The organism is Natronorubrum halalkaliphilum (assembly GCF_009834785.1).
GTDB classification, from domain to species: domain Archaea; phylum Halobacteriota; class Halobacteria; order Halobacteriales; family Natrialbaceae; genus Natronorubrum; species Natronorubrum halalkaliphilum.
This window is the reverse complement of record NZ_WUYX01000069.1, coordinates 182,893-197,174: the sequence shown is the minus strand read 5'-3', so window position 1 is coordinate 197,174 and position 14,282 is coordinate 182,893. Positions and strand designations below refer to the sequence as shown.

Sequence of the window (14,282 nt, the reverse complement as noted above, 5' to 3'; positions counted from 1 at the left end):
CGGTCCAGCGTCTCGATGACGGAACGCAGCGGTACGCTTTTCGGTACCGTTTCGGCCGGTGAAACCGTTTTATCCACCGTATAGTGAACCGCCGAGCGGAACAACTGCCGCGTAATGTATCCGTCCACGCCGCTGCGATTTAGACGACAGCGCCGGCAGTGGAGCCCGAACCGATTCTCGTGCCAGCGATGGTGCCCGAACCGACCGCCGGATCGGCGTCCCTCGACGACTGGAAACGGTTGCGGAACGCTGGAGGTTGCGGACCTCGACCGAGCGGCAACTCCCCGCCCCTCGGCCACCGCCGGGTCGGATCCCGTCGCCTCGAGAACAGGTAGAACGGCGAGTCCGTAACCGATCAACGACCGCAGCCACTCTCAGTACCACAATGGGCCCCAACATCCGACGACGGCAGGCGGAGAACCGATCGATTCAGACCAGCGTTCAGCTCTTGCTCACCGTCAGTGGCATCGCGTTTCTGGTGGCCGGACTGGTTCTCGCGGCGAGCGGGGCGTCCGTCGGCGGCGCGATCGGCTCGATCAGCGACGATTGGAGCGAGGGGGAGCCCCGCGAAGGCGATGTCGACGCCACCGACGACGCGGACGGTGCCGGGGGCGGAAGCGACGATGAAGACGGCGACAACGACAACGAGAGTGACAACGAGAACGACACCGGGAGCGACGACGAGAATACAGGTGATGAAAGCGATGACACCGACGACTCTCGAGACGCCGATAACGACACCGACACGCACACGCTCACGGCCACCGTCGAAGACGACGACGGCGATCCGATAGATGAAGCCACCGTCGTAGTCGAGGCCGACTCCGGCTCGAGCGAGCCCGACTCGGTCGACGACGACGGCGAGGTCGAGTTCGACCTCGCGGACGACGAGTACACGGTCATCGCCGAAGCGGACGGCTACGAAGATACCGAAGCGTCGGTCGAAGTCGACGGCGACGACGAATCGGTCACGCTGACGCTCGAGGACGCAGACGACGAGAGTGACGACGGCGATGGTGGCACCGAAACCCACACGCTGACGGCGATCGTCGAAGACGGCGACGGTGATCCGATAGACGAAGCCACCGTCGTGGTCGAGGCCGACTCCGGCTCGAGCGAGCCCGACTCGGTCGACGACGACGGCGAGATCGAGTTCGACCTCGCGGACGACGACTACGTGATCATCGCCGAAGCGGACGGCTACGAGGAGACGGAGGAAACGGTCGAGATCGACGGCGGAGACGAAACGGTCACGCTGACGCTCGAGGAGACGGACGACTAGTACCCTCCCAAGCCTCGACTGACGAGCGAAATCGCCACCCGTCGCACGACTTCGCTCAGCAGTTCACGCACGAGAGGCCGCTCGTTCCTCCCCAGGCCTGAACGGAAGGGTCGAACCGGTCCCCGCGATCTGGTTCGATCCTGCCGTCGACGCCCGGAACGAAACTAGCGTAGCGGTTGCCACAATACACATCCGACCGCAGGATCGCGTTCTCATTGGTGTGTCAAGCGTTTCAGGAGCGACTGTCAGTTCAGCACCGTTCTTCCCGACTCGATCGACGAATATCGATGACGCTTCGGTCCCGACGTCACACGTTCCGAAACCGACACGCGACCCGTACCGTCCCCGTCTGATACCGTTACATCCGCTCCAGATACCCGGCTGCCGATCGACGAGAACGGCGGCGATGGAGATGAGTCGACGGTTGGTTTCGAGGCTCCCTTCCGGCCGAGGCGTCCGTCCGCGAAACGACACGTCCAGAGTAGCCGAGGTTGCGGAGTACGAACGATCGGTGTCGACGAATCGCTTCCGTTCCTTTCGGGTTGGTGGTGACCGACGTCCTCGTAGGTGTCGGCGATTCGCTCGAACAGTTCGTCATCGTTTGCGCCCTCTCGAGGGGATGGCGCTCCCTTCGACGACCCGTGCGACACGCTCTGGGACGAAGCGTTTGAACGCCGGTCTCCGCTCGTCGGCCGTTCGGGGGACGCCGCGACGATGGGTGGCTACCGCCGGTCCGAGTTCCGTCTCGAGCGGATTCGCGAGGGGCGCTCGAGAGCCGCGCCGCTGTCGTCTGGTTCGTTGATAATCGATCGAAGAAACGGCCAGTACGGTCGTACCGACACCGGGTTCGAACTATCGAACGGACGCGTCGATCAGTCCTCGAGACGGAGCCGTCCCGATTATTCGACCGTGACGCTCTTCGCGAGATTGCGCGGCTTATCGATCGGCCGATCGCGTAGCTCCGCGGCGTGATAGGAGAGTAACTGCAACTGGACGTTCGCGAGAAGGCCCGCCCAGACGGGATGGGTATCGGGCACCGACAGCTGCGTTTCGGTGACATCGGCTAGCGGGGCGTTTTCCGGACCGACGGCGACGATCGGGGCGCCACGAGACCGGGCCTCGATCGCGTTTGTTTTCGTCTTCTCGTCGTTGCTGCCCGTCGAAACCGCAAATATCGGCGATTCCTCGGTCACGAGCGCGAGCGGGCCGTGTTTGAGTTCACCAGACGAAAAGCCTTCGGCGTGTTCGTAGGTGATCTCCTTGAACTTCAGTGCACCCTCCAGAGCCACCGAGTGGCCGAGCCCGTTCCCGATGAAGAAGTACGACTCGCTGTCGAGATACTCTCGAGCGAGCGTCTCAGCCTGGCTCGTCTCGAGGACGGTTTCGAGGTGATCCGGGAGGGCCGTGAGGGATTCGAGCATCTCCGCTCGATCGGCGACGGGCGTCGCGTCGGGAACGTCCGCGGCGATACGCTGAGTGAGCAAGGCGAGCGTCACCGACTGCGAGGAGTAGGTCTTCGTCGCGGCGACGCCGACTTCCGGCCCGGCCCGGATGTAAACCGCCTCGTCGGCTTCGCGAGCGGCCGTCGAGCCGACGACGTTGGTCACGGCGAGCGACCGGGCACCCTGATCGGTCGCCCGTCGGACCGCATCGAGCGTGTCCGCCGTTTCGCCGCTCTGGGTAACCGCCACGACGAGCGTGCGTTCGTCGACGGGACCGGACGTGGCACCGTACTCGGTCGCACGGAGGATTTCCGTTCGAACGCCGGCCTCCCGCAACTGCTGACCGCCGTACATCGCCGCGTGATAGGACGTCCCACAGGCGACGAACTGGACCGTCTCGATTTCCTCGAACGACCCGGGCGGGAGGTTCTCGAAGACGACATCGTCGCCGTCGATCCGGCCCTCGATCGTGTTGGCGAGAGCCGTCGGCTGACTATCGATCTCTTTGCGCATGTAGTGGTCGTACTCACCTTTCCCCGCGTCTTCCGGATCCCAGTCGACGGTGTCGACCGACCGGTCGACCGGGTTCCCCTCGAGATCGGAAATCCAGTAGGAATCCGGCTCGAGGACGACGATATCACCGTCCTCGAGGTAGATAACCTCGTCAGTGTAATCGAGAAACGCCGGGACGTCGCTGGCGAGGAACCACTCCGAGTCGTCGAGGCCCAGCACGAGTGGAGAGCCCTTCCGTGCGGCGTACACGCGTTCTTCGCCGTCGACGATCGCGGCGATGGCGTAGCTTCCCTCGAGGGTGTCGACGGCCCGCCGGACGGCCCGCTCGGTGTCGTCGCACGTCCCCAGGTACTCATCGATCAGGTGCGGGATGACTTCGGTGTCGGTATCGCTTTCGAACTCGTGACCCAGCGCCCGCAACTCGGCTTTGAGTTCGTCGTAGTTGTCGATGACGCCGTTATGGACGACTGCAACGTCGCCCGCCGTGTCCGTGTGCGGGTGGGCGTTTTCGTCGGTCGGCGGACCGTGCGTGCTCCAGCGGGTGTGGCCGATGCCCATATTTCCGTGCGGACGCCCTTCGAGCGACGACTTGAGGTCCGACACCTGGCCCGAGCATTTGTGGACCTTGACGCCGGACCCGTTTTGCACGGCGATTCCGGCCGAGTCGTAGCCTCGGTACTCGAGGTTCTCGAGGCCGGAAAGCAGCGTTTCGGTCGCGTTTCCGTGGCCGATACGCGCGATGATTCCGCACATCAGCCGGTCACCTTCGTCCCGGCGACGGCTGTCGGCCACGACCCACTGCCGAACGAACGGCGTGCGACGCGACGGACCACGTTCGGGTCGGTCGTATCCGGTCGGTGCGAGACGGCTGCCTGCGGAACAGTGCTGGTGCGTATCATTGTTGTCTCCGGCCCGTTGCCGTCGACGCGACGGAGGCGGGCCGCTACCCATCCCAACTGCGGTACGGGCCATTACTATACCACGAATAAGCCCGACGCCGTCGCCCGTATGACGCCGCGTTCGATTGCGCTGTGTACAACAATCGTTTCGGCGGCCAGTCGCGTCAGTCTCACGCCCGGCCGGCTCGGTTGACCTCACTCGAACGTAGAACGCGTGCGCCCGCGTCGACAGGTCGTCGGCTCGAGTCGCCGTCCGAGCAGGACCCGACGACGTGTGACAATCGGATGACGCTCCCGGAAAATACCCGTCTTCTCGACGGAACGGCCGTTACGCAGCGGGGTTCTCGATATCGTCCGACTCCGTCGTCTCGTCTGCCTGCCGTTCGGACAGGGTGATGAGGTTTTCGCGGCCGACAGACCGTTTCTCGATCGTCCCATCGGCGTGCATCTGCGAGCAGATGCGACTGACTTTCGACTTCGACCAGCCGGTTTCGTCGGCGATCCGGTGTTGACGAATGCGGCCGTCGTTCTCGACGAGCAGCCGAACCACCTTCCCGTCGTCGCTCAGGAGTTCGGGCGGCGTGTCGGGCGACAGGTACTGCTCGTAGGGCCGGTGATCCGCGGTGGGTGAGCGATCCCTTTCGTCCGTCGCGGGCGTTTCGACCGACGTCTCGGCTTCGGGCGGGAGCGTCGGACGCTCGAGTTCGAGGTCGCGATCCGACACGAACTCGGCGAGACGGATTCCGACGAGTCCGCTGATCAACAGGAACAACGCGACGATCAAGGCCCCCTCCCAGAACGACGGGCCGCGGACGATCGACGGCCAGGATATCGGTCCACCGGATCGATCGCTGATCCTCGGCAGTAGCGTCGATGCGATCACGTGTCCGTCGAACTGGAGACTCGAAGCCGGAACCCCGTCGGTCGATACGGCGGACTGGATCGACGCGAGCACGGTTCTGACTCCAAGGTGGGAAGTGGGCGCCATGGATTTGCGGTGTGTGCGGTCGGCGTGTCAACGGAGCACTGCGAACGCACTGTCGCCGACCGCACTGGTCCTGTGCTCCGCGGAACCTTCATTATGGATGTGTATAGCCGGATTTAACACCGTTCTAAGCTGCCGTCTCGGCGATCGGACGAGTCTGTACTGATCTTCGAGTAGCCATCCTGTGAACCGCTTCCGTCGCCGAATGAGCGCGCTGAAACCGTTTATCCGCGCTATAGTAAACCGCCCGACGTGTCTTGGCTGGATCGACGACCGCGAACCGAACCGGTCGGTCAGATACCGTCGCACGCGGCTGTGTGGCGGCCCAACGACACCGTATCAACCCATGACCACGACAATCACCGACACTGAGAACCGGGCAGATGAACGAGAGCGCGATCGGTACGCACTGCGATCGAGCGAGCGGGGAACGACCTTCGAGCACACCGAGGACGGGGTCGCTCAGACGGCGACGGTCTGCGTCGTCGGACTCGGCTACGTCGGCCTGCCCCTCGCGGTCGGCTTCGCGCGGTCGAACTACCGCGTGATCGGGTACGACGTCGACGAATCGACGGTCGAACGGCTTCGAGCGGGGACGGACACGACCGGCGACCTCTCCGACGAGGCGGTACAGGACGACGACATTACTTACACTACCGACGCGGCCGAGATTCGCGACGCGGACTACGTCATCATCGCCGTGCCGACGCCGATCGACGGCGACGAGCAGCCGGATCTCAGCTACGTCGAGAGCGCGGCGACCACCGTCGGCTCGAAGATGGGGCCCGGAACGACCGTCGTTCTCGAGTCGACCGTCTACCCCGGATCGACACGCGAGGTACTCGTGCCGGCGCTCGAGGACGCGTCCGATCTCGCCGCGGGATCGGACTTCTTCGTCGGCTACTCGCCGGAGCGGGCGACGCCCGGGGACGAGGAACACGGGCTCGCGGACGTCGTCAAAGTCGTTAGCGGACAGAACGAGGCGGTACTCGAGGACGTGGCAAGCCTCTACGAGTCGGTCGTCGACGCGGGCGTCCACCGTGCGCCGTCGATCGAGGTCGCCGAAGCGTGTAAGGTCGTCGAGAACACCCAACGCGACCTCAACATCGCGTTCGTCAACGAGCTCTCGATGGCCCTCGAGCGGCTGGACGTGGACGGTCAGGCGGTTCTCGAGGCCGCGGGGACGAAGTGGAACTTCCACGACTACCGGCCGGGACTGGTCGGCGGTCACTGTATCCCGGTCGATCCGTACTTTTTGACGTATCGATCGGCCCGGGAAGGGTTCGACCCCGAACTCATGCGGACGAGCCGCAAGGTAAACGAGTCGGTGCCTGACTACGTCGCCGAACTGACGATTAAGGCGCTCAACGAGTGTCACAAGACGCTTCGAGACAGCCGCGTGCTGGTCCTGGGATTAGCCTACAAACCCGGCGTCGGCGACATTCGAAGCTCGAAGGTCACGGACGTCGTCGACACGCTCCGGGAGTACGATATCGACGTCAAGGGGTTCGATCCGTTTACGGACGACGATGCGGTCCGGGAATCGCTCGGCATCGACGTTCAGGACCGACTCTCCTTCGAAGGGTTCGACGCCGTCCTGCTCGCGACGCCCCACGCGGAGTTCGAGCAGTTGGATCTCGAGGCCGTGGCGAGCCAACTCGCGGCGGACCCGGCGCTGATCGACGTGACGGGGGCGCTCGAGGAAGCACCAGCCACCGAGGCGGGGTTCGTCTACCGGAGGGTATGATGGGCCGGAGTCACGCGTTCGATACCGAGAACGACGGGACTGGTACGGCCCGTCGTCGTTCGGCCCCGGCGATCGCTGCCCTGTTCGGGCGATCACCGGGACCGCGCAGTACCGATCCGTACGGGGGGAGCGGACTGGAGCACCCGACCGTTCCGAGTACCGGCCGAAACGGCGACGGCATCGCGGAGGTGGGCTGACCGTGCGAATAGTGATCACGGTCCAGCATCCCGGACACGTCCACTTCTTTCGCCACCCGATCAACGAACTCGAGTCCCGCGGGCACGAGGTCCACGTCTTCGCCCGCGAGAACGACGTGGCGATCGACCTCCTCGAGGCCTACGGGATCGACCACGAGGTGCTGGCCGCCGAGTCCGACTCGCTGCTCTCGCTCGCCGCCGTACAGGCGACCTACGAGACGCGACTGCTGCGTCGCGTCCGACGGATCGGTCCGGACGTGATCGCGGCCATCGGCGGCGTCGCCGCTGCCCACGTCGCCACGGTGTTGGGCACGAAGAGTCTCGTCTTCTACGACACCGAACACGCGACGCTCATCACGAAACTCGCCTACCCGTTCGCGGACGTGATCTGCACCCCGGCGTGCTATCGGGAGACGCTCGACTCCGGACAGGAGCGGTACCCTGGCTATCACGAACTCGCCTATCTCCACCCCGACCGGTTTGACCCCGATCCGTCGGTCATCGAGGAAGCCGGCCTGTCGCCGGACGACGAGTTCGCCGTCGTTCGACTCAGCAGTTGGGACGCCTCACACGACGTCGGAAACGGAGGGTTCGACGACCCGCGAGACGTCATCGACAGACTCGAGGCGGCGGGACTGCAGGTCCTGCTGACGGCAGAGGGAACGCCGCCGGCCGACCTCGAACCGTACCAGTTCACGACGCCGCCCGAGTGCATGCACGATCTGCTCGCCTACGCCGATATCGTCGTTAGCGAGGGCGCGACGACCGCTGCCGAAGCGGCCGTCCTCGGCACGCCGGCGGTCTACGTGAACCCGGCGTCGCTCGGCTACACGGCCGAACTCGAGGACGAATACGGACTGCTGTTCGGGTTCGACGGGGCCGATCGACACGGGCGAGCGCTCGAGCAGATCGACGCCGTCGTCGAGACGTCACCCGGCACGTGGGAGCGACGCCGGGCCCGACTCCTCGACGACCGGATCGATGTGGCGGCATTCGTCGTCCGCCGGATCGGGACGCTCGCTCGTTCGCACGCCGCGAACCGATCGACGCCCGCGACCGGAACGAGCTACCGATGAAGGTCCTCCAGTTGGTTACCTCGCCGCGGCCGTTTTTCGACCAGCAGGTGGCGGCTCTCGAGGAGCAGGGCGTCGACTGCACCGTCCTCGGCGTCCCCGGCTCTCACGGCGGCAATTCGGACCGGTCGGCCCTGGATTACGCGCGGTTCTATCCGAAGGTCCTCTCGGCGGTCCGATCCGCGGAGTACGACCTTATTCACGCGAACTACGGGCTCGTCGTCCCGTTCGCGTTCGCCCAGCCGACCCGACCGGTCGTGGTGTCTCTGTGGGGGACGGATCTAATGAGCGATCTGGGTTGGCTCCGAGCGATCAGTCGGTACGGAGCCCGCCGTGCTGACGCCGCGGTCGTTCCGAACCGGACCTTGTCACGAGCGCTCGAGACCGAGCACGAACTGATCCCCTTCGGCGTCGACACCGACCTGTTCCGGCCGATTTCCCGCCGGCGGGCCCGCGAACGTGTCGGCTGGGATACGGACCGGCCGGTCGCGCTGTTCCCGTACGATCGCAGCCGTGCTGTCAAGGACTTCCCCCGGGCTCGCCGCCTGGTCGAACGGGCTGATATCGATATTGAACTGCGGCCGATCACCGGCGTGGACCACGAGGCGATGCCGTACTACATGAACGCGAGCGACGTCCTCCTCGTGACCTCGAAACGCGAAAGCGGGCCGATGGTCGTCAAGGAGGCCGCCGCGTGTAACCTGCCGGTCGTCTCGACAGACGTCGGGTTCGTCCGCGAGACGATCGAAGGGGTTACCGACTGTCTCGTCAGCGACGACGATAGCCAACTGGTCGACGGCCTCGAGTCCGTCGTCGAACCCGGTCGTCGATCCGATGGCCGCGACGCGATCGATGGACTGGCCCTCGAGACGCTCGGCGAGAACCTCCACGGACTGTACCGTCGGGTGCTCGAGCGAGACGGGTCGGCGGCCCGTCGAACGGGGGTTGGCCATGGAGTATAGATCGCTGTCGGAACTGCGACCGTTGCGACTCGATACCGTCGCGGCGATCGGCGGCCTCCTGATCGCGCTGGCGCTGTTGCCGCTGCGGCTGTTTGCCTCCCAGATCTACCTCAACACGGTCCCGCCGATCCTCGGTACCGCGTGTGTGCTGTATCTCGTTTCCCTGTATCAACGGGACCAGTCGCGGGCGGTCCCGACGCTTCCCTCAGCGGTGTCGATGGCCCTCCCGAGCATCGTCCTGTCGGGTCTCGCCGGACTCATCGCCCTGACCGTCGCACAGGGGACGCGAACGCCGCTCTTCTTCGGACTGGCAGGTATGGTCGGTACGCTCGTGATCGGTCAGATCGTCTTCGCGGACGACCGTGACCTTCACGTCGGACTCCTGTTGGTCCAGATCGTCTGCTTTGCGTTCGTCTTTCGGTTTACCGCGCTGTATGCAACCCCCGGCTACATCGGAATCGACATCTGGACGCACGCCGAACTCACACGCGCGATTCTCGCCGAGCAGTCCGTGAGCGGAATCGCCGACGACAAACACTACGCCTCGCCGTTTTACCACCTGTTAGTCGCCGCGTCGTCGTTGCTGTACGACGTTTCGATCCGCACCGCAGTGGTCCTCTCCGTCGGCCTCGTGATGCCGCTCTCGGTCTTGCTCGTCTACGCGACGACGAACCTGCTGGTCTCGCCGCGGTGGGCGACGCTGGCGACGGCCTGTTACGCCCTCGCCAGTCACGTCGCGATGTGGGGGATGCATCTCATCCCGACGAGTCTTGGACTGGTCTTCTTCCTCGGCATGCTGTACGCACTGATCCGCGTGATGCGGATCGAGTACACGTTCCGGGACTTCTCCCTGCTGCTCCTGTTGAGCGTCGCCGTCATCCTGACCCACCAGGTGTCGACGTTCATCATGCTCGTTCTGTTGCTCGCAGCGTTTATCGCCCAACTCCTGTTCGAGATCGGGCCGCTCGGCCTGAGCCGACTCGACACGAGCGTTTTCCGGGCGAAAAAACCCGTCAACCTCGTCGGTCTCGTCATCTTCAACTTCGGGCTGACGATCTTCGTCTGGTCGCTGACGCCGTACCGCCAGCAGTCGTTTCTGGCAACCGTCCTGAGCTTCTTCAACCAAACGCTAGAGGAGAGCGCCGGCTTTCTCAACATCGCCAGTGACTCCTCGTCGGACGCGGCCGAAGGGGGAGCCGAGGCCACACCGACGCTGCTCGAGCAGGCCGTTCCGTACGTGGACGCGCTCGGCTTTCTGTTCTTACTCGGCGCGACGTTCGTCGGCTGTCTGTACGTCGTCCACCGTCGCCGCGCCGAGCAGTCGGTGTTTACACTCCTGTTGGCGACAGCCTTCATGCTGGTATTCGTCCTCGGACTGCCGATGTTCGGGATCCGAAACTTCATCCCGACGCGGTGGTTTGCGTTTCTCTTCGCTCCGATGGCGATCCTCGGGGCGATCGGCTTGCGGACGCTGAGCCGGGGACTCAACCCGTCGCTCGTCCTCTCCGTCCTCCTGGTGTTCGTGCTCGTCTATCCGGGTGCGATGATTTTGGCGGCCGAGAGCAACGTCGACAATCCGGTCTTCGACGACCGCCACGAACGACTCGCGTACGACGAATCGGAACTCGCCGCAGCCGAGTCGATCGCTGAACTGACCGGCTCGCCGGACGGCGGCGAGATCCGTCCCGATCAGCAACTCCACACCGACCATCCGTACCAGACGCTGCTCAGCCGAACCGGGGCGTATCCGTCGACGACGACCGCAACGGTCCCGGACGACGGCGTCGCCGATCACGAGTACGCCGTCGCCCGATCGACGCAGTCGACCGGCGGGACGTACTTCACCGACGCCGACGGGAACGGGCGACTCGAGCCGGTTTCACAGGACCGGCTCTGTACCCCGGACCAAGCGACCGTCTACACGAACGGCGACGTCACGATGTGTACGGCCTCGGCAGTATCCGGGTAGTCGTCGTTTCACCGCCCGCTCTTTCTCGTGGCGCTCTCGCCGATTCGGTGAGTAGCGGCCGCACTCGACCAGCTCGAGACGGCCGACGGGTAGCCGATATCGACGGATCACGTGCGTACGCAAACACCAACAACCAATGTTCGATCTCGGCCGATCAGTGATCTCCGTTCACAGAACTGCGAACCGGACGTGACGAGGCCGTCCGCAAATCTGCGATTTCCCTGCGCACAGGAATCGGTGATTCTCGAACGACTTGACCTCGTGGAGGAAGCGGACACTCTATAACACAAACCGCACTCGATAGCAAGGCCGACCCCCACATTATAACCCAATACGCTATCACCGAGGGACTCGAGTGGCGGAGGCTCCGCCAGATCGGTTACTCGACGTCGATCGGCAGCTGAATCACGCGATATGCGCTGTCCGCCGTAGGCTCCGTCGGCGGCTCGTCCTCGTAGAGTAACAGTGTCAACCGGAACTCCGGTCCATCCGTCGTCGGCGTAATCTCGAGCGTCTGCTCGCGTGTTTCGCCGTCTGCGATCGTTGTCGACCGACGATCCATCTCCGCGGTCTCGCGGACGGTCACACCGTCCTCGTAACTCACCTCCTGGAGCAACGCAACGGTCGTGTACGTGCGTTCGTCCCCTTCCTGATTGGTGATCGCGGCCTGTAGCTCCTGAGACTCCCCAGCGGTGTACGTCGACTCGTACATGGTCTCTACGTCCCCAGTAACGGGCTCCGTTTCGACCGAAAATTCGGTAAACCCGTTGCGTTCCGGCGGGTTCGCGACCGCGAAGCCGGCGGTCGCGACCACCAGCACCAGGCCGAGTACGATTGCGACGTTGTACGGTCGCGGATTCGTTTGCGCGTAGATATTCGGCCCATCCCGGCCGAAAAACAGTGACCCGAACGAGAACGATGGTGCGTATCGTCGCTCCGGTGAACACCGATAGCGACAACCGATAGCAATGAGTGTTAGAATAACCGTGAGCAACGAGATCCCGGAAAGCACCGGTTCGAGGGTCAAACCCCTAGGGGTTGCGGACGACAGAAGGGCAATCGACGAAACGAGTGCTACGCTACACACTACTGACAGAACGAACCGCTCGATCGTCTCGAGTCCGCCGGTGACCAGCAGTGGATTTCCGAGGCCCGTTTTCTCTTCGTCGAACGATTGATAGTCGTCGTCAGGCTTGTCCGGAAACAGCGCAGAAACGAGGGCATACCCGGGAAGAAAGACGACGAGCGGAATCATCGCCACTATTCTTACAGCACCGTCGATTCCAGAAAATACGCCGAATGCGACGACGCCAGCGACTGCGATGACGACCGCTAAATCGAAAAACCACCAGTGAGTATCGCTCATTTCCTCGACGGTGGGCACGGCGAGGGTTTATTATCGCCCCGATAAGCCCGATCTTCGGGGGCGATCTGACGTCCGTCTGACGCAGAAGTATGTGTATCTCGACACTGGTATTCCCGTCCGTGGCTGCTGCCGGCTTGACACTGTTCCGGAAATAGAATAATCGAAAACTCGAATTCAATATGGCGGTATCTATCGATCGAAATCGCGCGAAATTATTTCCGATCCCGATTTCCCAAGCTGCCGATAGAGCGTCTTAGAATGCACTTTCAGCGGTTTTAAAACCGCGAAAAACAAATTCAGAAATTCGTGAAATAACTGAAACTGTGTACGTCTCGGATGTAAGGTTTGGAGACTTTATTACCCCCTTCTGTTTAGGGAAGACTGGCGCAATGAAAGCAGAACATATCAGATATGAAGAACAGGATGGACAGCACGAAGATGACGAGTCTGACCATCCCTCCGAAGCGACGACGTTCTCGAAAGACGAAATCTTCCATCTGCTGCAAAACGAGCGTCGACGGATGGTCCTCAGGTACCTTCGCGGTACCGACGAGCCCGTTCGCATGCGTGATGTCGCAGAACAGGTCGCTGCGTGGGAACACGATACCACCGTCGAAGAGCTCACGTCCACCCAGCGTCAACGCGTCTACATCCCGCTCTATCAGTCCCACCTCTCGAAACTCGACGAAGCGGGGATCATCGAGTATCAAAAAAACCGGGGAATCGTCGAGCGAAGACCGCTCGCCAGCCGGATCGATCGGTACCTCAATCTGGATCCGGAGGACGAGTCGACGGACGAACAGCAGTCCGATCCGGCCTGGAACGACTACTATATCGGTGCGACAGTCGTCTGTTATGCCGTCTTGATCGGCGCAGTAATGGAACTGCCCTTTACCTCGTTCCTTTCGGGGATCGGTCTGAGTGCGCTGATACTGTTTCTCTTTACCGTCCTCACTGTGAGTCGGATCATCAACTGATAGCGACTACCAGTTGTGTGAATTGACTCGAGCCGAACTCAGTATCCGAGCCCGAACGCGGTCGTGGCGACCACGAACGCCACTGCACCCAGTAGTACAGCCGAGAGCAGGACACGGAGTACAAACCGGAGATCAATCGAAACCGCTCCGAGAACACCTGCGGACTGTTGCATTTCAATCCTCGCGGCGGGCGTCGGACAGTCGACGATACCCTGACTCGCGTCGAACTGGATGTCGTCTGACGCGTCGAGTTCCGGAAGCCGGTGCTCGTGGAGTCGTTCGTGGACGGCCGCCCAGGTTTCGACCGGCGGTCGTTCGGGCTCGATCAACTCATCGGTAACTTCGTCGACGGTCGCCGGTGTCTGCATCTCTGCGAGGATCGCCAGCAGTTCGGCGTCGGCGTCCGGCACGAACGCCGCTATTCGCTCGTCGGACCCGGGGCCGTCGTCGGAGAGTTCACCCGGCGAGTGATAGACCGTCACTCCCGACGTCGTCTCGGGATCGCCGGCGCAATCCCTCTCGGAATCGGCCGACGACGAGCGGACCCAGGACGGCGTCAGACGCATATTCCGCGCTATAACCTCTTGGCATATAAGTATTCTCTCGGTTCGGCTACCGCAACCGATATATCCGGTTATTATCGCTGTTTCAGTGAGTCATCGGTCGGTCAATACGTGACAGATATCCCATTGATCGAGGCTGTGTATACACTACTCACACAGTCGGCGTGTGATCGGCTGTGCACTGGTACGGATTGCTGTAACTATGTATCGCCGATCGCCAGAACGGGGTCGGCGATCGGCGGTAATTGACTACGGTAAACCGTATGAGTACAGTCGCCGCGAGAACGATACGACCTGCAGAAGCTAA

10 protein-coding genes are annotated in these 14,282 nt (G+C 62.9%); 6 read left to right on the top strand and 4 right to left on the bottom strand.

Annotation, left to right across the window (positions count from 1 at the left end; all coding sequences use genetic code 11):
* Positions 1-385: 385 nt before the first annotated feature.
* On the top strand, positions 386-1,282 hold the full coding sequence (locus GS429_RS19060; RefSeq protein WP_160067131.1) for a carboxypeptidase-like regulatory domain-containing protein: 897 nt from the start codon (positions 386-388) through the stop codon (positions 1,280-1,282).
* A gap of 899 nt (positions 1,283-2,181) precedes the next feature.
* Here the strand turns inward: GS429_RS19060 and glmS are convergent.
* Positions 2,182-3,990, bottom strand: a complete 1,809-nt coding sequence (glmS, locus tag GS429_RS19055; RefSeq protein ID WP_160067129.1) for a glutamine--fructose-6-phosphate transaminase (isomerizing) — start codon at positions 3,988-3,990, stop codon at positions 2,182-2,184.
* Between the two features lie 474 nt (positions 3,991-4,464).
* Complete coding sequence (locus GS429_RS19050; RefSeq protein WP_160067127.1) at positions 4,465-5,124, bottom strand: helix-turn-helix transcriptional regulator; 660 nt, start codon at positions 5,122-5,124, stop codon at positions 4,465-4,467.
* A gap of 343 nt (positions 5,125-5,467) precedes the next feature.
* On the opposite strand from GS429_RS19050, the gene GS429_RS19045 reads away from it, so the two are divergent.
* The 4 genes from GS429_RS19045 (at position 5,468) to GS429_RS19030 (ending at position 11,069) form a co-directional block, all read left to right on the top strand.
* Positions 5,468-6,868 carry a nucleotide sugar dehydrogenase gene (locus GS429_RS19045; RefSeq protein ID WP_160067125.1) on the top strand — a complete coding sequence of 467 codons (1,401 nt, stop codon included), beginning with the start codon at positions 5,468-5,470 and terminating at the stop codon, positions 6,866-6,868.
* 199 nt (positions 6,869-7,067) lie between these two features.
* Complete coding sequence (locus tag GS429_RS19040; protein ID WP_328821490.1) at positions 7,068-8,141, top strand: DUF354 domain-containing protein; 1,074 nt, start codon at positions 7,068-7,070, stop codon at positions 8,139-8,141.
* Positions 8,138-9,100: a glycosyltransferase gene (locus GS429_RS19035; RefSeq protein WP_160067123.1), complete on the top strand. Its 963-nt coding sequence runs from the start codon at positions 8,138-8,140 to the stop codon at positions 9,098-9,100. The genes GS429_RS19040 and GS429_RS19035 overlap by 4 nt, the downstream gene beginning before the upstream one ends.
* Positions 9,090-11,069, top strand: a complete 1,980-nt coding sequence (locus GS429_RS19030; RefSeq protein ID WP_160067121.1) for a glycosyltransferase family protein — start codon at positions 9,090-9,092, stop codon at positions 11,067-11,069. Before GS429_RS19035 ends, GS429_RS19030 begins: the two co-directional genes overlap by 11 nt.
* Before the next feature lie 379 nt (positions 11,070-11,448).
* On the opposite strand, the gene GS429_RS19025 is transcribed toward GS429_RS19030, so the two are convergent.
* A complete protein-coding gene (locus GS429_RS19025; protein ID WP_160067119.1) occupies positions 11,449-12,435 on the bottom strand; it encodes a DUF1616 domain-containing protein in 987 nt (328 codons plus the stop codon).
* 389 nt (positions 12,436-12,824) lie between these two features.
* Here GS429_RS19025 and GS429_RS19020 point away from each other — a divergent pair, with 389 nt between their 5' ends.
* A complete protein-coding gene (locus GS429_RS19020) occupies positions 12,825-13,412 on the top strand; it encodes a DUF7344 domain-containing protein (RefSeq protein ID WP_160067117.1) in 588 nt (195 codons plus the stop codon).
* Positions 13,413-13,450: 38 nt separating this feature from the next.
* Here the strand turns inward: GS429_RS19020 and GS429_RS19015 are convergent, their stop codons facing one another.
* Positions 13,451-13,978, bottom strand: coding sequence for a hypothetical protein (locus GS429_RS19015; protein WP_160067115.1), 528 nt, complete (start codon positions 13,976-13,978; stop codon positions 13,451-13,453).
* Positions 13,979-14,282: the final 304 nt, after the last annotated feature.

Bases quoted from the DNA above. Each gene is read 5' to 3' on its own strand.
- GS429_RS19060 (WP_160067131.1), top strand. From the start codon at position 386: ATGGGCCCCAACATCCGACGACGGCAGGCGGAGAACCGATCGATTCAG.
- glmS (WP_160067129.1), bottom strand. From the start codon at position 3,990: ATGTGCGGAATCATCGCGCGTATCGGCCACGGAAACGCGACCGAAACG.
- GS429_RS19050 (WP_160067127.1), bottom strand. From the start codon at position 5,124: ATGGCGCCCACTTCCCACCTTGGAGTCAGAACCGTGCTCGCGTCGATC.
- GS429_RS19045 (WP_160067125.1), top strand. From the start codon at position 5,468: ATGACCACGACAATCACCGACACTGAGAACCGGGCAGATGAACGAGAG.
- GS429_RS19035 (WP_160067123.1), top strand. From the start codon at position 8,138: ATGAAGGTCCTCCAGTTGGTTACCTCGCCGCGGCCGTTTTTCGACCAG.
- GS429_RS19030 (WP_160067121.1), top strand. From the start codon at position 9,090: ATGGAGTATAGATCGCTGTCGGAACTGCGACCGTTGCGACTCGATACC.
- GS429_RS19025 (WP_160067119.1), bottom strand. From the start codon at position 12,435: ATGAGCGATACTCACTGGTGGTTTTTCGATTTAGCGGTCGTCATCGCA.
- GS429_RS19020 (WP_160067117.1), top strand. From the start codon at position 12,825: ATGAAAGCAGAACATATCAGATATGAAGAACAGGATGGACAGCACGAA.
- GS429_RS19015 (WP_160067115.1), bottom strand. From the start codon at position 13,978: ATGCGTCTGACGCCGTCCTGGGTCCGCTCGTCGTCGGCCGATTCCGAG.